23 protein-coding genes and 1 pseudogene are annotated in these 23,875 nt (G+C 60.1%); 11 read left to right on the top strand and 13 right to left on the bottom strand.

Annotation, left to right across the window (positions count from 1 at the left end):
- Nucleotides 1–4: 4 nt before the first annotated feature.
- Nucleotides 5–418, bottom strand: a complete 414-nt coding sequence (locus HGP14_RS18320) for a cupin domain-containing protein (protein WP_168831271.1) — start codon at nucleotides 416–418, stop codon at nucleotides 5–7.
- 924 nt (nucleotides 419–1,342) lie between these two features.
- Here HGP14_RS18320 and HGP14_RS18315 point away from each other — a divergent pair.
- A pseudogene (locus HGP14_RS18315) lies at nucleotides 1,343–1,694 on the top strand (SOS response-associated peptidase); the annotation flags it as partial.
- A gap of 154 nt (nucleotides 1,695–1,848) precedes the next feature.
- Here the strand turns inward: HGP14_RS18315 and HGP14_RS18310 are convergent.
- Complete coding sequence (locus HGP14_RS18310; RefSeq protein WP_312862148.1) at nucleotides 1,849–2,259, bottom strand: cupin domain-containing protein; 411 nt, start codon at nucleotides 2,257–2,259, stop codon at nucleotides 1,849–1,851.
- Nucleotides 2,260–2,579: 320 nt separating this feature from the next.
- Nucleotides 2,580–2,705 (bottom strand): hypothetical protein, encoded by a 126-nt coding sequence (locus HGP14_RS36240; protein ID WP_281408101.1) that lies wholly within the window; start codon nucleotides 2,703–2,705, stop codon nucleotides 2,580–2,582.
- A 275-nt stretch (nucleotides 2,706–2,980) separates the two neighbouring features.
- Between HGP14_RS36240 and HGP14_RS18305 the strand changes: the two genes are divergently transcribed.
- The 4 genes from HGP14_RS18305 to HGP14_RS18290 all read left to right on the top strand — a co-directional run bounded on the left by HGP14_RS18305 (nucleotide 2,981) and on the right by HGP14_RS18290 (nucleotide 6,036).
- A complete protein-coding gene (locus tag HGP14_RS18305) occupies nucleotides 2,981–3,247 on the top strand; it encodes a hypothetical protein (protein ID WP_168831270.1) in 267 nt (88 codons plus the stop codon).
- A 502-nt stretch (nucleotides 3,248–3,749) separates the two neighbouring features.
- Nucleotides 3,750–4,133 (top strand): hypothetical protein, encoded by a 384-nt coding sequence (locus tag HGP14_RS18300; RefSeq protein ID WP_168831269.1) that lies wholly within the window; start codon nucleotides 3,750–3,752, stop codon nucleotides 4,131–4,133.
- 444 nt (nucleotides 4,134–4,577) lie between these two features.
- Entirely contained in the window at nucleotides 4,578–5,006 is a 429-nt protein-coding gene (locus HGP14_RS18295; protein WP_168831268.1) for a MerR family transcriptional regulator, read from the top strand.
- Between the two features lie 34 nt (nucleotides 5,007–5,040).
- Nucleotides 5,041–6,036: an aldo/keto reductase gene (locus tag HGP14_RS18290; RefSeq protein ID WP_168831312.1), complete on the top strand. Its 996-nt coding sequence runs from the start codon at nucleotides 5,041–5,043 to the stop codon at nucleotides 6,034–6,036.
- A 146-nt stretch (nucleotides 6,037–6,182) separates the two neighbouring features.
- Here the strand turns inward: HGP14_RS18290 and HGP14_RS18285 are convergent, their stop codons facing one another.
- Complete coding sequence (locus HGP14_RS18285) at nucleotides 6,183–7,097, bottom strand: hypothetical protein (protein ID WP_168831267.1); 915 nt, start codon at nucleotides 7,095–7,097, stop codon at nucleotides 6,183–6,185.
- Nucleotides 7,098–7,355: 258 nt separating this feature from the next.
- Between HGP14_RS18285 and HGP14_RS18280 the strand changes: the two genes are divergently transcribed.
- Nucleotides 7,356–7,607, top strand: a complete 252-nt coding sequence (locus HGP14_RS18280) for a hypothetical protein (RefSeq protein ID WP_168831266.1) — start codon at nucleotides 7,356–7,358, stop codon at nucleotides 7,605–7,607.
- Nucleotides 7,608–7,681: 74 nt separating this feature from the next.
- Here HGP14_RS18280 and HGP14_RS18275 read toward each other — a convergent pair whose 3' ends face one another.
- A complete protein-coding gene (locus HGP14_RS18275) occupies nucleotides 7,682–8,086 on the bottom strand; it encodes a hypothetical protein (protein ID WP_168831265.1) in 405 nt (134 codons plus the stop codon).
- 28 nt (nucleotides 8,087–8,114) lie between these two features.
- On the opposite strand from HGP14_RS18275, the gene HGP14_RS18270 reads away from it, so the two are divergent.
- Together HGP14_RS18270 and HGP14_RS18265 are read left to right on the top strand one after the other, a co-directional pair.
- Nucleotides 8,115–8,387 (top strand): hypothetical protein, encoded by a 273-nt coding sequence (locus HGP14_RS18270; RefSeq protein WP_168831264.1) that lies wholly within the window; start codon nucleotides 8,115–8,117, stop codon nucleotides 8,385–8,387.
- A 119-nt stretch (nucleotides 8,388–8,506) separates the two neighbouring features.
- Nucleotides 8,507–9,214, top strand: coding sequence for a response regulator transcription factor (locus HGP14_RS18265; protein ID WP_168831263.1), 708 nt, complete (start codon nucleotides 8,507–8,509; stop codon nucleotides 9,212–9,214).
- Here the strand turns inward: HGP14_RS18265 and HGP14_RS18260 are convergent.
- The 7 genes from HGP14_RS18260 to HGP14_RS18230 form a co-directional block, all read right to left on the bottom strand.
- Nucleotides 9,160–10,527, bottom strand: coding sequence for an HlyD family type I secretion periplasmic adaptor subunit (locus tag HGP14_RS18260; protein WP_312862147.1), 1,368 nt, complete (start codon nucleotides 10,525–10,527; stop codon nucleotides 9,160–9,162). The two genes, HGP14_RS18265 and HGP14_RS18260, sit on opposite strands and share 55 nt — an antisense overlap.
- Before the next feature lie 60 nt (nucleotides 10,528–10,587).
- A complete protein-coding gene (locus HGP14_RS18255) occupies nucleotides 10,588–12,363 on the bottom strand; it encodes a type I secretion system permease/ATPase (RefSeq protein ID WP_168831262.1) in 1,776 nt (591 codons plus the stop codon).
- 26 nt (nucleotides 12,364–12,389) lie between these two features.
- Entirely contained in the window at nucleotides 12,390–15,404 is a 3,015-nt protein-coding gene (locus HGP14_RS18250) for a calcium-binding protein (RefSeq protein WP_168831261.1), read from the bottom strand.
- A gap of 238 nt (nucleotides 15,405–15,642) precedes the next feature.
- Nucleotides 15,643–15,915 (bottom strand): hypothetical protein, encoded by a 273-nt coding sequence (locus HGP14_RS18245; RefSeq protein ID WP_168831260.1) that lies wholly within the window; start codon nucleotides 15,913–15,915, stop codon nucleotides 15,643–15,645.
- 279 nt (nucleotides 15,916–16,194) lie between these two features.
- The gene (locus tag HGP14_RS18240) at nucleotides 16,195–16,932 is read right to left on the bottom strand and encodes a hypothetical protein (protein WP_168831259.1); all 738 of its coding nucleotides are present in this window, start codon (nucleotides 16,930–16,932) and stop codon (nucleotides 16,195–16,197) included.
- Between the two features lie 214 nt (nucleotides 16,933–17,146).
- Complete coding sequence (locus HGP14_RS18235) at nucleotides 17,147–18,469, bottom strand: calcium-binding protein (protein ID WP_168831258.1); 1,323 nt, start codon at nucleotides 18,467–18,469, stop codon at nucleotides 17,147–17,149.
- A 421-nt stretch (nucleotides 18,470–18,890) separates the two neighbouring features.
- Complete coding sequence (locus HGP14_RS18230; protein ID WP_168831257.1) at nucleotides 18,891–19,694, bottom strand: response regulator transcription factor; 804 nt, start codon at nucleotides 19,692–19,694, stop codon at nucleotides 18,891–18,893.
- 410 nt (nucleotides 19,695–20,104) lie between these two features.
- On the opposite strand from HGP14_RS18230, the gene HGP14_RS18225 reads away from it, so the two are divergent.
- The gene (locus HGP14_RS18225; protein ID WP_168831256.1) at nucleotides 20,105–20,359 is read left to right on the top strand and encodes a GlsB/YeaQ/YmgE family stress response membrane protein; all 255 of its coding nucleotides are present in this window, start codon (nucleotides 20,105–20,107) and stop codon (nucleotides 20,357–20,359) included.
- Nucleotides 20,360–20,444: 85 nt separating this feature from the next.
- Here the strand turns inward: HGP14_RS18225 and HGP14_RS18220 are convergent, their stop codons facing one another.
- Nucleotides 20,445–20,729: a hypothetical protein gene (locus HGP14_RS18220; RefSeq protein ID WP_168831255.1), complete on the bottom strand. Its 285-nt coding sequence runs from the start codon at nucleotides 20,727–20,729 to the stop codon at nucleotides 20,445–20,447.
- Nucleotides 20,730–20,949: 220 nt separating this feature from the next.
- Here HGP14_RS18220 and HGP14_RS18215 point away from each other — a divergent pair, with 220 nt between their 5' ends.
- Complete coding sequence (locus HGP14_RS18215) at nucleotides 20,950–22,842, top strand: peptidylprolyl isomerase (RefSeq protein WP_168831254.1); 1,893 nt, start codon at nucleotides 20,950–20,952, stop codon at nucleotides 22,840–22,842.
- A 15-nt stretch (nucleotides 22,843–22,857) separates the two neighbouring features.
- A complete protein-coding gene (gene trpD, locus HGP14_RS18210; protein ID WP_168831253.1) occupies nucleotides 22,858–23,874 on the top strand; it encodes an anthranilate phosphoribosyltransferase in 1,017 nt (338 codons plus the stop codon).
- The last annotated feature ends 1 nt before the right edge of the window (nucleotide 23,875 follow it).

Raw genomic sequence — 23,875 nt, 5'->3', positions numbered from 1 at the left:
GGCCCTAGGGGAGCGTCAGGCCGAAAGCGGCCGGATCGGGCTGCTCGCCTTTCCGGGGCACCAAGAAGCGCTCCAGCCCACCCGGCACGAAGGTGACCAGCAGGGTCGCCTGGTCGCCGACCACCTCGATCGTATGCGGCACACCACGGGGAAGCGCCGCGTAGGCGCCCGGCCCCACCTCGACGCGGGCATCGCCGACCCGCGCGACTAGCTGCCCCTCAACCACGTAGACTAGCTCGTCCTCGCGCGAGTGGGTGTGCATCGGAGGCTCCTCCCCAGCTCGCACCGTCCACAGGACAGCGCCATATTCGCCTCCGGACTCGCTGCTCTCCACTTTCATCTCGATGCTCGAGTCGCCGCTCGAGGTCACCATCTCTCCGCCGTGGGGCGGCGTTAGAATCGGCTTCTGGACTGGCATTTGTAGCCTCCTGATTGTGAACCCTTGTTCGAGTGTCGCAGTGGCGGCGAAAGGTTGCCACTCACGCCCATCAGCATGGGATTCTGCGCGGCGAGTGGGAAATGACGTCACGCCATGAAGTCGATAGCCGCTGGTTATGATGGCCGTGGGACAATGCGCAACACTTCCACTGTGACCGGCCAGGTAAGATCATAGGCGAGCTGCCGACGGAGTCGGCGGACCGTGGCTCGGGGGCATCGCCTCGCTGATCGTGAAAGCCCGAGGTCCCGCACTTTCTCCGCTGAAATCTCGCACGGCTTGAGAGATGCGATGCCCGATCCCAGGAGTTGACATCCGTTGCGCCTCGGATTGAGGCCGCCGCGGGAGCTTCGCTGCATTCAAAATCCGGTGGACTGATGTAAGGCCAATTCCCAATCTCCGAGTAATCTTCGGGAGGGAGAGTCCGCCCATATACACACAATCTGATGAGTTCGGGTTCGCGCAACACCCTGCTTGGCCAGTGCCGCTCTCAAGACGTTGATTGCCCGCCACATTTCAGGGTTCGCATTTGTGTCAGGGATGTCCCGCCAGATTTGATTACGACGTTCACCAGCATAACAACGACCGTATCAGTCACGGTTCTTACGTCGTTTTTCAGTCTTGAACCAAAGCGACCGCCGATGAGCTAGCGTGTTCGATTTTCAAATATCCCCGCGTCTGTCGGTTCCGGGCAATTAGGCGCGGTGTGCACGATGGAGACCACGACCGGGACGATGGGTTAAGCCGTGGCCTCCTTTTGCCCTGGAGAAGGGCTACGAGGAGCATTACCCCAGACCAAACCGCTTCCTCGTCACTCAACAGCTAGGCTAATCAGCGTGACTGTGTAGTGGACCAAGGTCCAAGGGCTCCCACTCTCGGCGCCTTCGCCATCCTCCATCCGTGCCTTTCGGAACGGGCAAGAACAAGCAGCCCTATGGCCATTGCCATGAAGTCGGGAGAGCCCTTTGCCCTTGCCGGCGTCTGGGAAATTTTCCGAGATCAGGCCGGCATTGAAATCCGCACCTTCGCCATCGTCACCTGTGCGGCGAACGAGATGATGGCTGCGATCCACGACCGCATGCCGGTCATTCTGCATCCCGAAGACCATCATCGCTGGCTCTCTCCAGAGCCGGATCCAAACGACCTGATGAAGCCGTTCCTGTCTGAACTGATGATGATGTGGCCGATCGACAGAAAAGTCGGATCACCGAAGAACGACAGCCCCGATATCATCGAAGAGATCGACACCGACACTGATCTGAGATTACCCAGCGGCGTGCGGCAGCTTTCTGCAGTCCTCCGAGGGCCATTGTCATGCCCTCGGTCCGTCATCAGAGAGTGCTTGAAGAGTCCATGTCAGGCGCCAGAAGTCCGCTCAGCGCCAGGCTGATCATCCTTCTTTACTGAGTCCATCATTTGTCGGGGATAGTTAGTTCCGTTTCTTCTGTATCTACTACGAAGACCGCAAGGATCTTTGCATTTTCCGTCTCACTGGCATTTGCACTGACGAGGTGGTGGTCGCCAGGGGACTCAATCCAGTTTTCGCCGGTATTGTAGACCTTCAGCTCGCCATCATTGATCTGGCACTTGATGCGGCCCTCTATCACCGTTGCATAGATGAAAGCGCTCTTGGCATGTGTGTGCGAGGGATTAGATCCACCGGGACCGTATTCAACCAGGACGCCCCGCATGCTCTTCCCGGGAACGTTCGGAAGCTTGTGGTCGAAAACCGTGGTGACCTTGGCGTTATGCGGTTTGTCAGCGGCGAAGCCGGTCCCGGCTACCAATGCAACACATATTGCAGCAACAGTGGGTCTGAACACGAGACTTCTCCCCTAGGTGATCGGGCCTTCGCAACCCTATAGCGAACCAGGCGGCTAGCTAGGTGCGTTCATTTGGCCCTGTTAACACTGCCGGAGGAACTTACCATGACCGTTGTCCGGCGGTAAGAGCACGTGTCTCCTGGAGGAACCTTGCGTGAACCAGGTCCGGGCACAAGCGGCAATCGCCGGCTGTACGCATTCTATTGAAGCAGCGGATCGAGTGGGTAGTGCCGTCCCTTCTTCCCGACTAGGTCCAACCGGCAAAGCGTCCATTTCTGCCGTGGCGGCCCCTTCTCGGTATCATGGCGCCTGGCAAAAGCCTACTTCGGTTCGGGCTGCTGGATTATCGCCGGAGGCGTGTCGCTCTTGCCGTTCCCTCGATCGAATGGTTTCACGACGAGGATACCCAGGACGGAGGCGATCATCGCTGCGATTATCAGCCTCAACAATATTCTCATCGGCCGGCCCGAATTGAGTGCTCGCTTCAGCCTAACATTTGCAAATCCCACTTCGTTCCACGTTTCCGCGCGCTGCCGCAATAACTATTGTCGCTGCGAGACGTTCGTCCCACCGCCTTCGGACTGAAGTCCAAGCACGGAACCGTTTCCTCATCTCCCTCGTTGATCCTCCAACTACAACGTGAGGAAAAAACAGTGAAAGCTTCTGATTGTCACCGCGACAGTACGTGTTTGACAAATCGGATACTTGGATGGAGATGAACATGAGAAAGCTCTTAATCGCAGCCGTTGTCGCGCTTACCGGATTGACGGGTACCGCAGCTCCAACGCTCGCCGATACCGTTTTCCGGGTTGGACCAAGCGGGGTCTATGTCGGTCCCGGCTATCACGGCTACCCGCGTTACCATCACCGCTATTATCGCGACCGTTACCGGCCGCAGAATGCATCCTGCCACACAAAGAAGGAACGATATTATAGCGAACGCCAGGATAGATGGGTCACGCGCTCGACCCGCGTTTGCTATCGATAGGGCGCGGTTGAAGGATCCCCGCTTCGATGAATAGAATTGCGTTATCGCCCCGTGATGACAGGGGCGATGCGTCTCAAGGCATCGGCAGTGTAGCGGCGCTGTTCAACACCCTCACCTGAAAGTGTGGTCGATCGTAAGCCTTGCCGCGAAGGATTTTCGAGCAATCTGACCACTGGAGTCGGTCGTGCTGGACACAAGACCGATTCGACGCCGCAAGGGATCTAGGCGAACCTAATGCGGCGCAAGCTCGCTTCGCTCGAGGCGAGCCGTGCACTACAGTCTACCGGGTGGCCTTCAAAGGGATGCACCAGACCACTCCCAGGCGAAGCAGGCCTTGCAACCCCTCCTTGAAGGCGCTTCGTCGCTGGCGGCTACCACCCGCCGCACCAGACCGCCTCTCCACGATGATGGGGCGGTAGCGCGTTAGCTCTAATTGACGAGTTGATGCTACACCGCGAACATGGCCTACTCATTCTTCCTCCGTTTTCAGGGAGCTAGGATGATGTCGCTTGATGATTTCGACTTCTTTCCTGAAAACTTCAGGAGTCACATGGCTTACGCGCTTTGCGTCGCCGGCGCGGCCAGTGTCGGATTGCAAGTTGGTCGCAAATCTATGAATCCCCTGGGCGTAGTAGCCCTTGGGGCCATGGGCACCGTTGCGGGCCTCTATTTATGCAAACCAGTTTCCAACTATCTCAAAGACAAGCTGTTTGATCCCAGTGCAAGAATGTCAGAGCGAGAGTTTAGGGATCTCGTAAGGCAAGTTAGAACAGCATATCCGCATTTAAGCAGGGCTCAAATTTTCGATTTAGTAGCCCTCGCAAGAGAAGAAGCGGCTAGAAACCCGTTTAAATACCGGAGCAAAAAGCGCACCTCAGGCAGCTAGCTGAAGGGGCGGTCGTTAGTTAAGAGCGCGTGCGGCGCAGCTGGTTCTCGTAAAAGCGATCGAGCCGTTTAGTTAGCCCGTCAATGCGGTTGCCTACGCCTCCGATGGCGCGAAGCAGTTGGGCGGTTTGCTCCTGCATCCCTGCCTTCGTCCACCAGCACCTTGGCGAGAGAACGTGCGAATTCGTTTGCAGGGTCGAGGACCGGTAACGGGAGGCTCCAATCAACGCCATTGGCCGCATGAGGTCCGCGAAACCTGCTTTGAGCGCGGATACGGCTTCGCTTCCCGACCTTAGTGCCGAATAAAACAAGGCTCGCGATCCGGCCCAATGCCGCACTTGCAGCCGTCGCTTCTGCCAGAAGAACAGCAATACCATTTTGCCCCTTGACTTAGAGTGCGCTCTAACCCCTAGCCTTGGAAGCGTCGTGGCGAAAGAAGACATCCATGAAGATTGGTGAACTGGCGAAGCGCTCGGGGTTAACGGCCCATACCATCCGCTACTATGAGCGGATCGGGCTGCTTCCTTTTGCGGACAGGGACCAATCGGGGCTGCGTGACTACGATGCATCAATCCTGAACTGGATCGAATTTCTCGGGCGTCTGAAGGAGACCGGGATGCCGATCCGGGAGATGTTGCGCTATGCAGCCTTGCGGGAGCGCGGCGTCGGCACGGAAGCGGAGCGACGGATACTGCTGGAACAGCATCGCGAACGCGTGCGGACCCGCCTTGCCGAATTGTCGGATTGCCTTCTCGTCCTCGACAACAAGATCGCCGGCTATGCCGGCACAACGACAAGGATGAAGGACTATGACGCAGCACCACCAGAACGCCGACGAAAGCCGGCTGGAGCACGCCGGGCCAACGCTCGCTGAAGGTAACGAAAGCGGCCGCAATGCCAGCACCGCGATGAAGACACGTAAACTCGGCCCTCATCTCACCGTTTCGGCGGTCGGGCTCGGCTGCATGGGCATGAGCCACGCCTACGGTGGGCAGGACGAGAAGGAGTCGGTCCGCACGCTTCATCGTGCCGTCGAATGCGGTGTCACCTTCTTCGACACGGCTGAGGTCTATGGCCCCTTCGAAAACGAAATCCTCGTCGGCAAGGCGTTGAAGCCCTATCGGGACAAAGTCGTGATCGCCACGAAGTTCGGCTTCCGGATCGACGCCAGCAAGGAGGGCGTGGATGCCATGTCCGGCGTCGACAGCCGGCCGGAACACGTCCGCGAAGTGGCCGAGGCATCGCTGAAGCGGCTCGGGGTCGAGGTGATTGACCTTTTCTACCAGCACCGCGTCGATCCGCAGGTACCGATCGAAGACACTGTCGGCGCTATGGCGGATCTGGTGAAGGAAGGCAAGGTGCGCGCCCTTGGCCTTTCCGAGGCGGGAGCCGAGATGATCCGCCGGGCGCATACTGTCCACCCGATTTCGGCTCTCCAAAGCGAGTACTCGCTCTGGACCCGAGATCCGGAAGGCGAAATACTCGACACCTGCCGTGAGCTCGGCATCGGCTTCGTGCCATTCAGTCCGCTCGGTCGTGGCTTCCTGACGGGCAAACTTCAGAAGCCGGATGATTTCGGCGCCGGCGACTTCCGACGGAATCTTCCCCGCTTCAGCGCAGACAACATGGCCGCCAACGCTTCGCTTGTGAAGCTGCTGGAGGAGATGGCGACCGAGAAGGGCATATCGGCTGCGCAACTCGCACTCGCCTGGGTCCTCAACCAGGGAGATTTCATCGTGCCGATTCCCGGTGCACGCAAGATCGCGCATCTCGAGCAGAACATTGCCGCTGCGAATATCGCGCTTTCACCTGAAGAGCTCAAGGTGCTCGGCGACATGCTGGCACCGGAGAAATTCGCCGGCAAACGCTATGGCGATGCAGGCGCCTGGGTGACCAAGAAGTGAGCTGAGATACCTTTTCGTTCGATGCCACCCCGGTGGCATCGAACATCTCACAAGGAGTGGGCCGGAAGCCTGGTGCTGATCGGGAGCTGGCCCGAACTGATCGGAAGACTTATGCGGCTCTAACGGTGCGACGCCTTCCACAGCCCCTAGTCGTCGATGAACCTCGGTTCCTCAAGCGTCGCTTGTTTCAGGCTCCCGAACGGAAAGAGATGCATCGTTTGGAGAATGGCCGTCCCCGCTTCCTTCGGGCCGTATGCGATCTCTTCTCGAAACGTGATTGGCGGAGCGCTCTTCGAGCGTTCGGCAGTTATTTCGAGAGCTCCGATAAAAAGTCCCGATGGAGGCGCAGGCAATTCCGGCGTTTGCATCGCCACGTAAGGCCAGAGCGCCGTTGAACAGTAATCCTTCCACCGTTCTTCCTGGTCAAACCGGATCGCGCTGACCGAAGACACGCAAAACGAGATTAGCGCGGGTCCAACCCCGGGGATTGTGATTTCTGAAAACACGCGGTGCACCGTGACCAGAATGGAGATCAGCAGCCGCCGCATCGCGCTGTATTTGAAGATGACTTTGATATCTGCTGAACATTCCGTTGAGGTCGCCGGAAGGACTGAGAAGCCCTTTCCGTTGGTTCTTTCGACAAAAACGAAGTCGTAGAGCCCGGCCTGCCCGCCGAGCCTGGGGGCCGTCAAACGCGTTTCCTGATGGAGATCCTTGTGCCTTTCGTCCCAGATGTCATCCCCGGCACGTAGGGGTAGATACCCGTAGCGGCCATCCTCGCTGGCATAGACGCGGCTGACGAAGTGCTCATTTGGAAATGCGCGAGTGAGGGCCGCTTTTGTCTGGTTGTGTCGCTTCCACGAAGACCGCGCGAAATAGGCCATTCGTGCTGCCGATGTGGCGAACGCGCCGAGACAATCCGCCAATCGTGACTGCAAGCCGGGCATTCGCGCCTGAACCCTTCTGGGCACAGGCGGCCAAGAGGCGATGCGCACAAGAAGACCGCCGAGTGTAAAGCCGGCGACGGTAATTCCGAGCGCTATCATGATCTTCTTGAACATGCTGATTTGAACCACCCGGTAATGTCATTAAATCAAGGTAGACGTCTCTGCTTACGGTTTGTCATTGCGCTGTTCGTCAGGACCCACGTTAGTAGACGCTAATAATACACACTAATCCTACCAGAAGAAAACATAGTCTTTCCAATGCGGTTCTACGAACCGGCGTCTCAGCGCGATCATGGCGGATGCATATGCTTATTACTGATTAATACTTGGATCCGATCTACCTCATCAGACGCATCTCCCATTGAGCGCTGTATGGGCGGCGCGATTCAGCGCATTCTTTCCATTCCAATTTTGGTGCGGCCGCCTCGCAAAGGGGAGAGCGTCGTGGATTTCTGGGTGCTGCCCTGGTCAATAATTGGAGTTTGCCTGATCGCATCGGCATGGTTCATCCTGCTGCGAAGCGTGCGCGTTCATCTGCGCAAGTCAGACGTTCCCGTCGGTGACAAGGACAAGAGCTCATCTGAGGAAGCAGAAGCGGCCGACCAACGGAAAGAGGACCCATAGCCTCAGAGCCGGGAAGCGCGTTCACATGCGCTGGTCGCCTGCCGCGGCGAGCCCTCATCATCTCGACAACGAAGTCAGACGGGCGAATCTGCAGGGCCGTTGTGCAGCCGCGTCGGCGTACCGCCGCGCTCCTCCACCCCCTCGGCCTCGCTCGGGTCACGATTGGGGATCGCGTCCGCGAGGGCGAGATCGAGGTCCTTTGTGCGACGGTCGAGCGCGTCAAGAAAGTCATCGACCCTTTTGCGAAGGTCACCGATGTCCTCCTTGATCTCCACCTGGAAGTGCTCGTCCTTTCGCCGGCGGAAACCGTTGACTGCCGCGCGAGCTGCCATTGCAAAGAAAAGCAGCACGAAAACAGGCTCCCCCTCGCCCGCTGCAAACAAACCCAGCAGGCCGAAGACGAATGCTTCCATCACACTGGCAGCATGGCCCGAGTACAGGGCAATCAGCAGCAGTAGGGCGATCATCGCGGCAAGCACGAATGAAATATAAGGATCCGCATAAGCGATGAGCGGCCCCGCCCACTCCGTCGCTGCTGAGAAATCAATCTTCGACGTTGCCACGGCGGCCACCGCTTGTCCTATTGTCCCGTTCCGGCCCGAACCGCCGCTTGCAGCGATAGTGGCCGCGCACGGATTGAGCTGTCTCGACGGTACTGCCAGCCGTTTTTCTTTCCAGCGTGCAAACGGCGAACGGATGATTATTGCGTACTACATCGTTATTGCTACCGACGAAACAAAAGCCGAACGACTTCTCTATAAATATTTGGATACCTCCTAACGGTAAGCCACTGTTATACAAAGGTGAATGCCGTTTCCATTCCACAAGGTGATCTAAACAATTCTCCGGCGCTGTCGTAATATTGCTTCGTCAACGCGGTGGATGACATGGGAGCGTCGATGCAAAAAACAAACGAACTTGCCCGGCAGTCGGTCGTCCTGCTCATAGACGACCTGCGCCTGCGTCGTGCCGCTGTCGCGTCCTTGCTGACGCCTTGGGCCGACGGCTTCGGCGCCAGCATCGAACTGGGACAGATCTCCGGCGTCGAGGACCCTGCGGACCCGCCCCGCGACCGGGCCATGATCCTCGTGAACATCGGTAACACGTCGGTCTTCCGCGCGGGTCTGGATATCTCGCTCCGGCAACTTGTCGAACGGGCTGTGAAAGTGCCGGTCGTGGTCATTTCCGATCTCGACGATCCGGTCGAGATGGCCAAAGCATTCGAGGCCGGAGTAAGAGGCTTCGTGCCGACCAGTATCGCTCCGGAACTCGCACTTAAGGCACTGACCTTCATCCTGAACGGCGGACACTTCTTCCCGCCGTCTGTGCTGCAGCCGGCGATGCGACGCGCGCGCCTCATCCTTTCGGCGCAGAGCTCGAATTCTCCCGAGAAGCCAAACGGAGGCTCCGCCAGGGTCGAACTGCGCATCCGGTATGCCGCCAGCACTTATCCGCGCCTTATCCTGCGCGTGCTTGTGCGGTTTCGAACGCCAGAACCATGCCGGAGCGAACCCGAAGACGTGAAGCGGGAATGGCAGCCCGGCCGGCATCCTCAGCTTTCCCGGAAGCCTCTGCGAAAGGCTGCGCGGAAAGGTTCAACCATATAGTCGAAGGCGGTTTGCTCGGCCGTCACGATCAAGACCTCCGCCGGCATCCCGGGAACGAGGACCATGCCCTTGTCGAGCGCGGCGAGTTCTTCGCGCGGGACCTCGACGCGTGCGAGATAGTAGGCTTGGCCTGTCTTCTCGTCGACGATGCGATCGGCGGAGACGCTTCGGACCACGCCTTGCACGCGCGGCAGGCCCCTGCTGGAAAATGCGGTGAGATGAACTGTCGCTGTGAGCCCCACGGTTACAACGTCAATATCGCCAGGAGCTATCCGCGCATCGATGAGCAGCCGCTCCTCCGTGGGGACGATATCGAGGATTGGCTCGCCGCGGAGAATGACGCCGCCGATCGACTTGAAATGCAGGTTGACGACCTTGCCGCTGACCGGAGCGGTCACGGTCGTTCGATCGAGGATATCCTGGCTTGCGCTCAGGCGTTCCGATACGCCGGCCATCTCCGCGCGAACTTTTTCAAGTTCCGTCGAGACCTCCTCCGCCCGGGTGGCGCGGAGGGAGATGCGCTGGGTCGCGATCTCGCCGATTTTCTGCTGCGTCTCGGCGATTTCGCCGAGATACTCGCCGCGATCACCCTGAAGAGCGGCTTCGAAGCGGCGAAGCGTCAGTATTTCCGGCTTGGTGACAAGAGCCCGGCCAAGGAGCTTCTCCTTCGCCGCAAGATCCTCCGCGATGAGTTCGAGTTGTCGGTCGGCACCCTGCACTTGCGCTTCCAGGGCGCTAATCTGCTCCTGAAACTGTTTCTCGCGGTCGTCGAGAACCTGCAGCTGGGCCGCAAGCGATGCCCGGCGCATCTCAAAGATCGATATCTGCCCCTGAATGACCTCGCGCAGCCCGGCATCGTCTCGGGCCAGCATTTCATCCGGAAAGTGAAGCGCGTCACTGCCCGCCTGTTCGGCCAGCAAACGCACCCGCGTTGCTGCAAGGGTTCTTGACTGCTCCAGAAGCTGTTCGTTCGCCGCGGCCGCCTGAGTGCTTTCGAGCATCAGAAGCGGGTCTCCCGCCCGCACGAAGTCCCCATCCCTGACTTTCAGCGCGTGGATAATACCGCCTTCCAGGTGCTGTACCGTCCGTCGGCTGCCGTCCGGGCTGATGATGCCCGGCGCAACCGCTCCCGCCGCAATCGGTACAAGCAGGGACCAGGCAAGACCGCCAAGGACGAATACAACAATCACGGCAAAACCAAGCCGAACGGGGCCTTTGATCGCGTCGCGCACCGTGGTCAGTTCCGGCAGAGCCTCTTGACGCAGCATCGTGTTTCCCGGAAGCGCAACGACATTCGATCTGCTGTTTGTCACGGGATAGTCCTTCGATACGAGATTATTGAGAGCGCCGCGATCCCCGCGGTCCATGCGGGGTCACTCGCCTATTTCCATGGCCCGTGGCGGAGCTGCCGAGCTATCGCGTAGCTGCAGCTCCTGGCGCTTTGACTCGCCGCCCGCCAGCCGAAGCTTGCCGAGGACATCCTCGCGCGTGCCGAAGACTTCGACGCGCCCATCGCGTAAAAACAGTATCTTGTCGGCCTGAGCCAGGGTCGATGGGCGGTGGCCGACGATCATGAGGGCGGCGCCACGCTCCTTTAGAGCCCTCACCGCTGCAGCCAGCGCCGTCTCGCCGGACTGGTCGAGGTTCGCATTGGGTTCATCCAGGATGATGATCTTCGGATTCCCGAAGACGGCACGGGCAAGGCCGATGCGCTGTCGCTGGCCCCCGGAGAGCCGCGCGCCCGCATCACCGATTGGCGTCTCGTAGCCTTGCGGAAGCCGCTGGATCATCTCATGGGCATGCGCCAGCATCGCTGCCTGAACGACTTCGTCGTCGCCCGCCCTCGCCATCCGTGAGATGTTGTCGCGAATGGAGCCGGAGAACAACTCGACGTCCTGCGGCAGATAGCCGACATGGCGGCCGAGCTGTTCCGGGTTCCAGTGGTGGAGTTCGGATCCATCGAGCCTGATTTCTCCGCCGGACGGTGCGGCTATCCCGGCAATCAGCCGGCACAGTGTGCTCTTGCCGCTGGCCGATGGCCCGATCACCGCCAGTGCTTCGCCCGGCGTTACGCGGAAGCTGACATTGTCCAGAACTTGCCCCTTGGCCCCGGGCGCGGAGTAGGAGACATTCTTCAGCGAAATGTTCCCGAGCGGTTCGGGCAAACGCGTCCTTTGCGGCTCGGCGGGGATGGCCTGCAGGCGCGACTTCAGGCGGTCATAGGCGATTCGCGCCGCCAGGAAGCTCCGCCAGCTTCCCATCGCGAGCTCCACCGGCGCGAGCGCCCGGCCAAGGAGGATCGAAGACGCGATCATGGTGCCGCCGGACACTTCCCCCTGCAGGACGAGATAAGCGCCCAGCCCGAGTGTGGCTGATTGGACGAAGAAGCGCAGGAATTTGGTGATCCCGAGTATCGCGGCGCCGCGTTCCGCTGAGGAACGGGTTGCCTCGAGCGAGGAATCATTGCTCTTGCGCCAGCGTTCGAGCAATCCGGGAAGCATTCCCATTGCGCGCACCACTTCGGCGTTGCGGATCATCGAATCGGCCTGCTGGAACGCCGCGATCTGGGTCGTGCTGGCGGTATGGGACCCTTGCCGGGTCATCAGTTCGTTGAGCAGTCCGAGCAGCGCCAGAAGCAGTGCCGCGCCGGTTGCAAAGATTCCCAGCGCCGGATGGAGCAGCCAAATCAGGGCGAGGCAGACGGGCGTCCACGGCGCATCGAAAAGCGCGGTCAAGCCTTGCGAGGACAGGAAGGACTGCACCTGGGCAAGGTCGCGCAGAGGCTGTGCGCCGGCACTGTCGCCGACCAGCCGGGCCCGAACGCCACTCGAGATCAATACTGGCCCCAGCCTGTCGTTCAGCCAGCAGCTCATCCTGACCATTACCGCACTGCGCAGACTGTCGAGCACGCCCAGAACGAACAGAGCGGCCGCGGCCAGAACCGTCAGCATGACCAGCGTCTCAACCCGGCCGGATACGAGAACGCGGTCATAGACCTGGAGCATGTAAATCGGCGATGTCAGCATCAGCAGGTTGATGGCCAAGCTGAAGATCGCCAGCACCAGGAGAGACGAGCGGATCTGCCCTGTCGCGTAGTCCAAGTCCGTCTTGCCGCGCCGACGCCTGTCGGCAGATGCTTTCGCAGCCATTCCCCAATCCCCTTATTGGTCCCGTCTCAGGCGATCAGGCCCTGATCGACGAACAGGTCGTTCGCAATAAGCGTATTGAGCGCCGCGACCGCATCGGCCTGGCTGACCGCGCTTTGAGCGCCCAATGCGACGAATGTCTGGTGGGTGCTGCCGGTAAATCGGCCGGCCCATGTTGCCACGCCTCCGATGCTGATCGCTGTGAACGCGATGCCGCCGGTTGCGTTGAGGCTGTTCAGGAAGAGATCTTCGCCGGCCTGATAGTCGACGATCACATTGCCCGTACCGCCGAGTATCTTGAATGTATCCTGACCGGCGGTGCCGCCATCAACGAGACCATCGCCGAACAACGTCTTGGCGCCGGTTCCCGTTGCCGAAAGGATATCGGCGCCGCTGCCGCCTCGCATCTGGTCATTGCCCGAACCGCTGACCAGCGTGTTGCCCGCCGTGCTTCCGAGCAATTGATCGCTGAAATTCGATCCGATGACGTTTTCCATCTGCAGAAGCAAGTCGCCGTCGGCTTCGCCGCCCTGGCTGAGACTGCCGGACGTGCCGCTGAAGAGGCGCGCGACCACGGCAGCCGTGGACGCCGAATAGTCGATCGTGTCGACACCCGCGCCACCGACCACGAATTCCACGATCGCGCCCGCGGAAGAACCGCCTGCGCCGCTTCGGAAGGTATCGTTTCCGCTGCCACCCTCGAGGCGGTTCACGCCGGAATTGCAGATCAGAAGGTCGTCGAAATTGGAGCCGATGAGATTCTCGATCGTGCTGAGCTGGTCGCCTTGCGCATCGCCGCCGGCACCGAGCGCAGCACCGGTGTTATCCAGTATGATGGTGACGCCTGCACTGGAGGTTTGATAGAAAGCGGTGTCGGTCCCGGCCCCGCCAATCAGCACGTCCGCACCCGCGCCGCCTATCAGCACATCGTTCCCGCTGCCGCCGTCCAGCCGATTGGCGGCCGATGCGCCAAATAGCTGGTCATCGAACGCGGAGCCGATGATATTTTCTATTGTGACGAGGACGTCATTCTGTGCGTCACCACCGGTCGAAAGCGCCCCGCTGGTCTGGCTGTCCGACAGCCTGGCGATTACGGCAGCGCCCGAATTCGAATAGTCGGCCGTATCGATACCTTCGCCGCCGATGAGGAATTCGTTCCCGGTGTTGGCGCCGCCTCGTATGAAATCGTTACCCGCGCCGCCGTCGATACGGTTCGTCAGGGCGTTGCCGATCAACGTATCGTCAGCGCCCGAGCCGATCAGGTTCTCGATCGAGGTCAGCACATCGCCGTCGGCGTCACCGCCGGCCCCGAGCGCTGCACCGGTTTCATCCAGCGTTATGGAAACGCCGGCAGCGGAGGATGAATATTCGGCAGTGTCTGCCCCGAGACCGCCATTGATGAAGTCCGCACCGCCCCCGCCCATGAAAGTGTCGCCGAGTTCGCCGCCGTTCAGCGTGTCGATGAAGGCCGAGCCTATAATCCGCTCGATGAGCTGAAGCGTGTCTCCCTCGGCATCTCCACCATTTCCGGTTCCGACCGCCAACGGATCAGCCACAGTCGTGTTCAGGTTGATGGTGACGCCGCCGGCCGACGTCGAGTAATCCGAGGTGTCGAATCCGCTCTGGCCGATGATCTGGTCAGCTCCGGCGCCACCGGTGAAGGTGTTGTCACTGCTATCGCCGACCAGTATGTCGTTCTGGCCCGATGCGACGATGTTCTCGATGTTTACCAAGGTGTCGCCAGCCGCGGCGCCGCTGACCGCGCCAGTTCCCAGATTGATGCCGACGGCGCCGCCGGCAGCGTAGCTCACGGTATCGTTTCCCGCGCCGCCATCCATCTGGTCGGGTTCCGAGCCTGCCAGCAGCATGTCGTCGCCATCACCGCCATTCAGAATGTCGCCGCCATTCAGCGGATCGCCGTCGCCGCCGCCCCCGTTCAGCGTGTCGTCGCCCGCGCCGCCGTTCAGAATGTCGTCGCCAGCGCCCGCCAGGAGATCATCGTTACCGTCGCCGCCGTCAAGACTGTCATTACCGATCGAAGCATTGAGGAAATCGTCGCCGCCCCCGCCGCGCAGAGTATCGTTGCCGAGACTTGCGATCAGATCGTCGTTCCCTTCGCCGCCGTCGAGTACGTCGTCGCCGTCGCCGGCGCTGAGCATGTCGTCGCCATACCCGCCATGCAGCACATCGTTCCCGAAGCCGCCAATGAGAGTGTCGTTGCCACCACCGCCGTAGAGGCGATCGTCGCCGAAACCGCCGTCAAGGAGATCGTCAGCACCGGCCTGGTCCTCATCCACCCCGTCTGGGACGCCGTCCATGTTGTCGTCGTCCGGCACGCCATTCATGTCGGCATCAACCATGCCGTCACCCACGAGGAGATCGTTGCCGTCCATGCCGCGCAGGGTATCCTCTCCGGCATTTCCGACGAGTTGGTTGTCGAGCCGGTTACCGCTGAGGAAGTCGTTTCCTGCAGAGCCGGTCAGGTTCTCGATGCCGCTCAGCGTGTCGCCGGCGGCGTCGCCTCCCGAACCGCGCGATGTCCGGGTTGGGTCGGAGGGAAGCGAGACGGTCACAGCAGCGGCAGAGGTGGAATAGTCGGCGGTGTCGATGCCTGCCCCGCCGTTGAGGATGTCCGCGCCAGCTCCGCCGCGCAGGATATCGTTACCCCCATTGCCGTTCAGGGTGTCGGTGCCGGCGCCGCCGTCGAGAAAATCATCGGTCCCGGCCGCGTTCAGCGTATCGTTGCCTGTTCCGCCGTCCAGGTAATCATTCCCGGTGCTCGAGGCTGCCACCGTGATGACGTCGTTGCCGCCGAGACCTTCAATCCGGAAGCTGCCATTGCCCGAATGGGTATAGTTGTTGGCGTTGTTGTTCAGCTGGACGAGCGTATAGGAGGGCGGCGCAAGCAACGCCGAGATCATCGCAACGCTCGTGTGGGATTCCTGCGCCACCGGGCCGTCCTTGGCGGTCGGCGCATTGACCGGTGACGATTCGGTGCTGGTAGACGATACGTTCGACCGACGGGAATTCGAAATGCGAGCCATCCTGCCCTCCTCTGCGCCGGCACACATGCGGCGTGCTTCTTGAAGTATGCTAAGCCAGCATTTGGCCGCACGGACACAACGCGTTGGTGGACCCTTCTTAAGGCGTACACCCTTGGCCGGTGGTTATTCCCGGACGCTCCGCACGCAAAAAGGGACCCTGACGAAAGCAGGGCCCCTTGCACTCCGGAGAGTTTGGGATAGCCTTTTTCCCGGAGCGGCTTTAGAAGATCGACGCTGCTCAGTCGACGGAGGCGGTGCCGACAGCGACGATCGACGACAGCTCGTCGGTCACGAGGACATTCAGCTCCAGATCGGCGTAGGAATCATCGCCGTAGGCCTCGACATCAATCGCAAAGTCCGCTTGGTTGCCGTCGATGTCGACGCAGACGTCAGTGCGGACATCGATATCAACGTCCTTGTAAAAGTCGACGTCGACATAGGAGTCGAAATCGAAGTCCACCTCAACGTCGATGTCCTTGTCGAACTCGAATCCTGGGTCATAGTAGGTCATAGTCTCTCTCCTTGTAACGTGATCAGGCCAGGTTTCTGACCCAGGGAAAGATTAGGTCCGGCGCCAATCAGAAGCAAAGAAGCAGTCGGCGTACAAGGCTAAGGGAGTAGCGTGTATTCTTGCTGTAATACTATCGAGAATTCATCGATTTTATCTAAAGAAGAGCTACTACGTTTGTGATCCTATAGGAATTTGCCAAAAGAAAATCTAAATATATTTAGATAACATGCGCCGAATGCGCTCATTCGGCTTAGATAGACATTCACTTCTGAAAGTGCCTTATCCGATGGCGACGAAGACCGCTGCTGTAGCGGTGGAAATCTGACCCTCGAGAACGAACGCATCGGCAGATACGTCGGCGAGCGTGTCCGGGCCGAATGCATTGGCCGTGATGTCGAATGTCGCGAGATTTCCATCGATCTCGATGTCGTAACCGAAACCGCCACCGTAGTCAGGTTCGTCGCAGTTGCAGTCGGGCGTGACGTATGGCGGCGGTTCGTCCTGCGGTAACTGCGTTTGGGGAAGATAGTCCGGAACCGTTTGTTCGGATGCTGCATCCCCGCCGGTTGAAAACTGGATGGCATGGACGCTTGCCGAAACTTCCGACACAGTCGTCGATCCTGATTCATCCTTGGCGGTATAACTGGTCGAGTGAGTGCTGCCATAATAGAGGTCGGCCCCGCCATAGACCTCCAGCAGCGCTGTTGCGGCCGCATAGGCATCGTCATAAGACGACTGTGCGGCCGCAACAGCCGTTACCGACGCCGAAGCGGAATCGACGTAGGTACCGTCGGAAACACTCGCGGTCACGTCGAGCTGGGCCAAGGTATCGGTGCCGATTGCGGTGGCGTCGGCCTGAACTCCGATGCCCAGCGCTCCCCCGTCGCCGTCAGGCAAATTGCCGACGAACACCGTGGTCTCCGAGCCATAAGAGGTTTCGGCGTAGTTTTCGTCGCCAGGATTGCCGGTCGAGGTCGAAACCCCGGCGCTTACGGTCGATGTGCGGCTCGTTCCCATGTCAACTCCACCCTCTCGTCCAATTCGTCAAGGCAGCATACACCTCGCGTTCATCGGTATCAGACGTTCAAATGATGGATCGCCCAATGGTCCTGGAAGGAGTCCCATGGTCGGTAGCGGTATAGATCTTTTGTCGGAAAGTCAGGCGAAAGTAGCCTCGTCTTTGGAGCGATGGACGACCGCTTTCTCGAGCGCCGGAAACTCTGTGCGGTCGCTAACCGAGCAAGGACAAGAGGTCTCCGAGTTGCAGGAGCGGCTGAGCCCCCTGCACGTCCTGGGAGTGATCGGCATCAAGCGAGATCGCGGCGAGCAGCGTTCCCGCCTGAGCGTCGCTGAACATACCCCGGCGCGGCATGCCGCCATAACCGGAGTTGATCGCGAAGAACTCGTCCAGCGTCAATTCCGAGCGGCGGTCAAAAACATCGAAGGTAATCGTCAGGTCATCCGCATCCCGGGACGATCGCTCCATCGTGAAGGCGCACCTCCCCAGTGCAGCAATCTCGTCCAGATCGGAAATCGCCAGACGGTCACCTTGTGTGATCGAGAAGTTCTGAATCACGTCGCGGTCGAACTCGGCGACGAGAAGGAACAGATCGCTGCCGCTCCCGCCGTTGTAGACGTCGTTGTCGTCGCCGGATCTGGCGCCAAGCCGGAAGATGTCGTCGCCGGCGCCGCCATCCAGGCAGTCGCGGCCTTCACCGCCGCATAGGATGTCGTTGCCTCCGCCGCCGCTCACCGTATCATCGTCGTCTCCCCCAAGGAGCAGGTCGTCTCCGCCGCCTCCAGAAATCGTGTCGTCGTCCTCGCCGCCGAAGATCCAATCCGCGCCGTCTTCACCGTACAGCCGGTCCGCGCCATCTTCGCCGACAACGGTGTCGCTCCCTGCCCCTGCATAAACTGTGTCGCGGCCCCGGCCGCCGAAGATCCAGTCATCCCCGGCGCGTGCGATAACATTGTCGTCGCCGGCACCTGCAAAGACGAGCGCGTCGCCAGACCCAGTGCTGATTTTGTCCGATCGCGACGAGCCGTCGATCTGGGTATAGACGATTTCGGCGCTGACGCCTGCGGTTGCCGAGACGGTAACAGTGGACAGCGCGTCCTCCACGACCACGGCGTCGGCTTGAACATCCACGAAACTGTTCTCGCCTGCCGCAGTGGCATCGACGTGGAAGAACGCGGCATTTCCTTGCAAAGTCCCATTCTTGGCGCTGTCGAGCGCGGCCGCCTTTTCGATCTCTACCTGGTAGCCGAGGTCAAATTTCAAATTGACAGCCGCGAAGCTCAGACTGGTGCTTTCAGCCATTTCATTGGCGCCGCTGGCACTTGCTGTTCTCGTGGAAACGATAGACAGATCCGCGCCGGTTATCTCCACGTCTCCGTAGGTCGTTGCATAGGCAGAGCCGCCCTGTGCTGCAGCTGTAAAGCTGGCGCTGCCGATCGCAAATGTCGCCAGTCCTCGGTCCATCAGTTGAAGGCTGACGTTTGCACTGGCTACTGAGTCGAGCCCGACTGCATCCGCCCCGCCGACGACAGTCACGGCGAGCCCTCCCTCGGCTGTCACCGGCGTTGTGGCGACCGGCGGACGTGGCCTTGGACCACAGTGACTGAAAGGTTCAATCCAATGCGCATTATGGCTCCAGAAGTCGTAAGGTGTAGAGTGATGGAAGAGTGACGACCAGCTGCCGCCCGCGGATGTGTTCGCTCGCATGCTTGGATATCCCCAGTGAATTGTCTCCAAGGTAGTACACGCTGCCGCGGGTAGGCATCGGTTCAATCAGCCATCCTCCCGAGTGAGAAACACCATCGGAAGCATGATCGCTCAAATCACCGGCAGTAAGCTTTTTGGAGTAAAACTTCAGAGCAGAGAGATCGGCGAACAGACAGAGGGCGCGCCATCCATCCGTATGGACGCATGGTGCGCATTCTGTTGTTCGCTGTTAGTGGGCGTCGAGGAACGGTTACAGCGTAATCGGCCGGCTTCCGGCGGCACTAGCGCCTCCGCCGTTTTGTTCGGCCGCAATGCGGTCGCCGGCAGCCAAGGCGGGAGCCACCGCGCCGGAAGGAGCGCCGTTTTGCGCGGGCGGGGTATTCGGAACCGCTGTGCTGAGCAGCGCCGCCTGTGTCCGGTTTGAAGCTCCGAGCTTTCGCATGATTTGTCGGACATGCACCTTGACAGTCGATTCCTGCATGTCCAGGTCACGCGCTATATGCTTGTTCGATCTGCCGAGCCGTAGCCGCTCGAGCACCTCGATCTGACGTCGCGTCAGTCCGTCAGTTTCCGTCCTGTGATCGTGCGCATGACCGTTTGCCGCCCTCGCCGCCGATGCGTGTTGGTGGAGGAGAGCCTCGCGGGGAAAGAACGTTCCGCCCCCAAGGATGAAGGTCAGCGCCTGGCGCGCGATTTCCGGCTCCATGCTGGTGGAGAGAAACGCCTGTTTGCCAATCTGGGCGGCCGCGATCGCCTCCTCGGCTTCCGTTCTGTCGGAAAGGATGGCGCGCGGCGTCTCCGGAAACAAGTCGCGCGCGCTCTTCGCCCAGTTTTGCAGAGCCCCCTCGCGCAGCGACGATCCTCCAATGCTCAAGATGACCAATCGCACCTTCCCCCCATGCGGGCTGTGCGCCGCCATCTCGTCCGGCGAGATTCCGACGGTGTGCAGGCCGATCGCCTGGGCCCATTGGTCGACCAGAGATGTTATTCCCGCCCGCCGCAGTTCCAGCGCATCGACGACGAGAACGATTCCTACTTCTGATAACTCGGACATTGCACATTCCCCCGTTTGCTTAGCATAAGGTGCCCAGCAAAACCGCCGAGCCAGTCAGTGTCGCGGTCCAGTACAACTATCAGTTTTCCTTGTCTTGCACAATGCACGCAAACAGTAAGGCGTCGTGGTTGCAGTGTGCACCATTCAATTGAGACAAAATTTCCCCTGAAAACATCTAGATAAGTTCTCGAAGAATGCTCTGTTTATCCTGAAGATACATAGGACAGGCAGTCGATCTCTTTGGGCATGCCGTGCGAGGGATGTAGAATCCCAAAAAACACTGTATTCTTACAGGATCCGGGTTGTGCTTTTCAGCTTATGCTGGTCGGATGGCTGCAGCCCTGACGTGGCCAGGAATTTTTCTGCAGGTTCTGCGTTCATTTTGTCGTTGCTCTGGGAGGGAGATCACCATGGAAGACCAAGGCGTAGGTTGGATTGCGGCCATCATCATCGGCGGCGTAGCCGGTTGGCTTGCGGAAAAGTTCATGCACAGCAGCATGGGCGTTTTCATGAATATCATTCTCGGCATCGTCGGTGCGATCGTTGCCAACTTCATTCTCGGCGTGTTGACCATCCAGCCGCTCTCCGGTTGGCTCGGATATCTGATCACGGGCTTTGTCGGTGCTTGTATCCTTATCGCCCTCGGTCGCCTCATCCGGCGTTGATTTCAACAGCAGAAGAGGCCGGAAGCTACGCTCCCGGCTTTTCTCTTGCCGCTTCACTACGGCTTAGGGTCAGGACCTACCAAAATCAGCGACGGCTCATCAGACCAAAGAGGTAGGCGACGCCAGCGGTGACAGCCAGCGCAAAGAGTGGCTCCTCGCGCACCTTTTCGCGCACGCGCTCGGTCAACATCGAGGCCTCGTCGGCAACTGCGGTCTTTGCGCCCTGCCCCAGGGCGACGACACTCTCAGACAGACGCGCCAGATCCTCGCGCAAGGCGGTGACCTGGGCGGAAAGATCGTCCGCAGCGATTTCATCCGTCTTCACGCGCGATCCAGTCGATTGTGCGGAGGCGGTCTTGAGTTCGGCCATTGTCTGCTCCTCTTTTTCCGGATGCGGCTTCAACGAAGTGGAGCGCCGAAAGGTTCCCGATGCAGCCTGTTTTCCTGGGAGCAATTCGCCGTGGCAAGACATCGGCAGCGAGAGCCATGTTTTCGAGAGCGGACGCTTCATTTCCGGCGGCGTTTGCTCTAAGGAACTCGAATGAATGCGCCCATGAACGGGCTGAATATGATGCGAGGTTTGCGTTTCGATGTTCCACTTCCTGAGAAGAGCTGCCCAGACGTGGGTCGCCAAGCTTCTGATGCTTCTCCTGGTCGCTTCTTTCGGCATCTGGGGTGTCTCCCGTTCGCTGATCTCGGGGGGCAGCAGCACAGCTGTGGTCACCGTTGGTGACCAGCAGGTGGACGTTACTGAATTCCGCCTCGCCTACCAGCGCCAGGTTGCGGGTCTCAGCCAGCAGTTCGGCACGCGCCTGACGCCCGAGCAGGCCAAAGCCTTCGGAGTCGAGCAGCAGGTGATTGCTCAGCTCGTCGCCGGCGCCTCGCTCGACCAGCTTGCCGCTGACATGAACCTCGGGCTTTCCGAGGACCGTCTTGCACAGCTGATCGGCGACGATCCGGCCTTCAAGGCCGTCAACGGCAAGTTCGACCGCACACTCTTCACCTCGCGCCTACGCAACGCCGGTATCCGCGAAGCGGACTACATCAACGAACGCAGCAAGGTTGCCGTTCGCAGCCAGATTGTCGACGCAGTGTCGAACGGCTTTACCGCTCCCAAGACGCTTGTCGACGCCTTGAAGCTCTATCGTGAGGAGAGTCGCGACGTTGACTACCTCCTGCTGACGAACGCGAATATCGAGCCGATCAAGGCGCCGGCTGACGACGTGCTGTCGAAATGGTTCGATGGGGTCAAGAGCCGCTATCGCGCTCCGGAATATCGCAAGCTTGCTTACCTGAAACTTGAGTCCGCCGATATCGCTGACCCCGCGACCGTCACCGACGATCAGATTCGCGAAGATTTCGACAAGCGCAAGGATAGCTTCCGTACCCCGGAAACGCGCACGATTGAACAGCTGACCTTTGCCAACAAGGATCTGGCGGCGGCAGCCGAAGCGGCGCTGAAGAGCGGCACGAGCTTCGACCAGCTGGTGACCGATCAGGGGAAAACGGCAAGCGACGTGCTGCTTGGCGACTTCACCAAGGATAAGGTGCCGGATCAGTCCGTCGCCGATGCCGCTTTCGCGGTCGCCAAGGATGGCGGCACCACCCCCGTGGTCGAAGGCTCCTTCGGCCCGGTCATCCTCCGTGTCACCAACATCAAACCAGAGAGCAGCAAGAGCCTTGATGAGGTGAAGGAGGATATCCGCAAGGAGTTGGCACTGGTCAACGCTTCTCACGAGGTCATCAACGTCCACGATCGTATCGAAGACATGCGCGGCGCAGGATCGTCTCTTGAGGAAATTGCAAACCAGCTGAAGCTGAAAGCCGTCGCGATCGACGCTGTTGATCCGAGCGGCCTCGACAAGGACGGCAACGAAGTCAAGGACATCCCGTCCAAGCCGCAGTTGCTCGGCGAAGCTTTCAAGACCGAAGCCGGTATTCAGGCGCTCCCGCTTTCGCTCGGTAATGACGGCTATGTCTGGTTCGACGTGCGCGAGATTACTCCGGAACGCGACCGTCCGCTTGCCGAAGTGCGTGACAAGGCCGTGCAGGATTGGACTGCCGAACAGCAGAAGATCGAGCTTGCCAAAAAGGCCGAGGAACTGAAACAGGAAGCCCAGAAAGGCAAGTCGCTTGCCGACATCGCAACGCCGCTCGGTATTGCCGTCGAAAGCAAGAGCGGCATCACGCGCGGTACCGATGACCCCGTTCTTGGCCGCGCCGGCGTAACCGCGGCCTTCACTGGCCCCGTCGATACTGTTGCGAGCGCCGTCGGTGGCGATCCGTCAACGCAGATCCTGCTGAAGGTCACCAATGTCAACACCGAACCGACCGGCGACGTGCTGAGCAACCAGGACGCACAGGTCACAGCCATGGCCAATGCCGCCGGCGACGATATTCTGGATCAGATGGTCAACATCTTGCAAACGCAATACGGTGCGTCGATCAACCAGTCGCTCGCCGACCAGGCAGCCGTTCGCTAGGAGGAGCTTTAGCGCATGACCGATCTGAAGCCGCTTCTGGCAAAGGCCGCAAGCCGTGAGCCGCTGACCCGCGAGGAGGCTCGCGAGGCCTTCGAAATCCTGATGTCGGGCCAGGCAACGCCGTCCCAGATCGGCGGTTTCCTGATGGCGTTGCGCGTTCGCGGCGAGACGGTCGATGAAATCGTCGGCGCCGCGACGACGATGCGCTCCAAGATGCTGCGCGTGGAAGCGCCTGCCGATGCGATCGACATTGTCGGTACGGGTGGAGACGCCAGCGGCACATACAATATCTCGACGCTGGCGGCGCTGATCGTCGCCGGTGCCGGTGTGCCGGTCGCCAAGCACGGGAACCGGGCGCTGAGCTCGAAATCCGGGTCTTCCGACAGCCTGGCTGCACTGGGCGTCAGGCTCGAAATCGGCCCGGAAGTCATCACGCGGTGCATCAACGAGGCCGGCGTCGGCTTCATGTTCGCGCAGCAGCATCATTCGGCCATGCGCCATGTCGGCCCGTCGCGCGTCGAGCTCGGTACGCGGACGATCTTCAATCTGCTCGGGCCGCTCACCAATCCGGCAGGCGTCCGCCGCCAGCTGCTCGGCGTCTTTGCGCCGCAATGGGTGGTGCCGCTCGCCGAAGTGATGCGCGACCTCGGCTCGGAGAGTGTCTGGGTCGTCCATGGCGACGGTCTCGACGAGATCACCACCACCGGCAAGACAAGCGTCGCGGCGCTTGAAAACGGCAAGATACGCACGTTCGAGCTTTCGCCCGCGGATTTCGGCGTTTCGCCTTGTGCGCTTTCTGCGATCAAGGGTGGCGATGGCGTAGCCAATGCCGCCGCACTTCGCGAAGTTCTGAGCGGTGCGAAGAATGCCTATCGCGATATCGCCCTTGCGAATGCCGCTGCTTCCTTGGTCATCGCCGGCAAGGTGGAGACGATCGCCAGCGGCATGAAGCTCGCCGCGCAATCGCTGGATAGTGGCGCGACGGCTGCTGCGCTCGATAAGTTGATCGCCGTTTCCAACGATATCGACTAGG

It is taken from the genome of Rhizobium sp. P32RR-XVIII, from assembly GCF_012641395.1.
GTDB lineage: Bacteria > Pseudomonadota > Alphaproteobacteria > Rhizobiales > Rhizobiaceae > Rhizobium.
Note: the sequence above shows the minus strand (reverse complement) of the source record. Positions and strands in the feature narration are given on the sequence as shown.